This is a genomic window from Kamptonema animale CS-326 (genome assembly GCF_028330895.1).
GTDB lineage: Bacteria > Cyanobacteriota > Cyanobacteriia > Cyanobacteriales > Microcoleaceae > Kamptonema > Kamptonema formosum.
Genome location: NZ_JAQMUA010000254.1, coordinates 1 through 2623 on the forward strand (window position 1 = coordinate 1; position 2623 = coordinate 2623).

Consider the following 2623-nt stretch of genomic DNA (forward strand, 5'->3'; position numbering starts at 1 on the left):
AAGTGGATCTGATAAAATGAGGGTAACATTATGTTTTTCGATAGGCAAGCGTGTAACAATTTGGCTGCCTATCTTTTTTTACCACAACTCGGCTCAATCTTTACCCCATAAGCCTTTGGGCCGGATTGTCACCCCCCCAGCTGCGGAATGTAGGGTTTAATATTTTTGCTTTTTGCCAAATCGCGATGCTCTCGATAATCCTGACCAAACTGGTGATAACAGTTGGTACTTTATTTAGCTTCACCAATTAGGGTAAAGGCTGCCCAGTTGTCGGGTTGCGGGTATTGTTTCATTGTCGTCAGCATTGCCTGACGTAGTGCTTGCGCTTTGTCGGGATTTGAAGCGAGATGGCGATAAAATTCGGTCATCAACAGGGCTGAAGCAACATCCGGTACCGCCCACAGCGACACAATGGTACTCGGAACGCCAGCGACAATCAAGGAACGAGATAGCCCGATAACGCCATCTCCTGTAACTTTCCCCTGTCCTGTGTCACAAGCACTCAAAACAACTAATTCGGCGTTGAGCTTTAGCTTTAAAATTTCCCCAGCGGTGAGGAAGCCATCATCGTTGGCTGACGGCGCTAGCGCTATGGCACCCGGTACGCCCAATTCCCTGATATCGTCGAGTAACCCATGAGTGGCAAGATGTACCAGGCGCGCAGAGGGCAATTGCTGCAAAATATTGACTTTGGTAGCCCGATCGCCGACGATGGCTTGGGTGTTCAAAAGTCTGGCAATCTCCTTGGCTTCCTCTTCAGACGCTGGTAACGACGCTAACTGATATGGCTTTTCTCCACTCTTTTTGAGTGTGGGCATTGTCGGATTACCCACTACCAAAACCTCTTTTCCTTGAGGCGGTTCTGGATATTTTGCCGCTAATTGCTGACGTTGTTGATTTGTTAGCGTGAGGACATCAATGGCTGGAGCTGTTAAGATTGTATGTTTCTCAATTAGGTATCGACCAGCCGTGTCTCGTAAGGCGGGAAAGGGCAACAAAAACATAGATTCTTGGGGAATGAAAATGACACGCGCATTGGGGTCTGTTGGCAGAAGATCGGCAATGGGTGCGATCGCTAATTGATGCAGTTTCGTTCGTGCTGCTTCTCCTTGACGTGTCCTCGGTCCCTTTAAAATTCGGCTGGTAGCTACGAGGTTTTCCAAGGATGTCTTTTCCTGTTGCAGGAATTTGAGGTCAACCCGACGAAAGGCGATTTCACCCGTTGGTTTGACAACCCAAATAAACAGTTCCGAGTCCTGGGGTTCTCCTGTCTGTTGAACAGATGCGCCGTGTGGAGTCTCGACAAATTGCTCGCGAATAATTGAATATTCAACGAGCGTGGCATTCTGCTTTTTGGCAGTGCGTTGGATTTGCTCGATTGAAGGGAACTGAGCTTTTTCGCTAACAGTTTCACTCGATTTGATGCGTCTGGCTAATAACTCCACAAAAGCACGGGCACGCCCTCGCTCAGCAATTTCCAAAGCGGCATTGAATTTATTCTGGACACTGAGGACTTCTTGAAGATTGCGATAGGCAGTAATTTGCGTTTCAAAAATGGAGACTTTGAAGGCATCATTCGTACCCAGTCCAGCACGTAGAGATTCCCAAAGCTTAATTCCATCGAATAGGACTCGTTCGGCTTCAACAAGCTGATTTAAGCGAAACTGAGCATCTCCTAAATTGGTCAGCACGATGCCTTCACCGAGGCGGGCCCGGACTTCCCGGACGAGCACTAAACTCTGTTGATGGTACTCGACCGCCTTGGCATAGTCTCGGCGGTAAGAGTAGGTTGTACCCAGACCCAAGAGGGCTTGTGCCTCCTCTAAGCGATTGCCTAGTTTCCGCGCCAGACTCAAGCTTTGTTGCAGGTACTCAGTGGCGCGATTAAAGTCACCGGAAATTGCTTGGGCATTCCCTAAGTTTCCCCATGCCTGCAATTCCCCGTGGCGATCGCCAATTGTTCTAGAAAGAGCCAAGCTCTCTTCTTGATACTGAATGGCTTTTTGATAATCGTTTTGAGCGAGATACGCATTTCCCAGATTTCTCAGCGTTAACGATTTCCACTGCGGGGCAGATTCAACGGGTGTAATTCCTAAGCTTTGGGTATAGAAGGCGATCGCTTTTTCGTAGTCCCCAAGGGCAGCATAAGCTGCACCCATGCCTGCTAAAGCAAGACCTTCTTGGGCGCTACTGCGAGCCTGTCGCGCTCTTTCCAGTTGCTGCTGGTGAAACTCAATTGCCTTAAGGTAGTCTCCGACTACGTAGTGGGAAATGGCTAAATTGTTCAGTGCATAGGCTTCCCACTCAAAACTCTTCTCCTGTTTGGCAACGTCTAGATTTTGCTTGTAGCACTCGATCAGCTTGGCATAATTTCCTCCAGTGCGCTGACCTGCCCCAGTCGTGTTGATCGCCTTAACCTGTTGTTGGCAGTCTTGCATTTTTTGAGCGATCGTCGAACCCTGCTGAGTATTTCCTTGTGGTGAGGAAGTGGGATTCTGCTCTGTTGATGCCGAATTCTGTTGAGTATTTCCTTGTGGTGAGGAAGTGGGATTCTGCTCTGTTGATGCCGAATTCTGTTGAGTATTTTGTTCTGAGGAACCTCCCGATCCAGGCGGGTCTGTTA

At 48.6% G+C, this 2623-nt stretch carries 1 protein-coding gene; it reads right to left on the reverse strand.

Going from position 1 to position 2623, the window contains the following annotated elements; translation table 11 throughout:
- Positions 1-230: 230 nt before the first annotated feature.
- Positions 231-2623: CHAT domain-containing protein (locus PN499_RS14935; protein WP_272032779.1), on the reverse strand; the 2393-nt coding region annotated here is incomplete at its 5' end.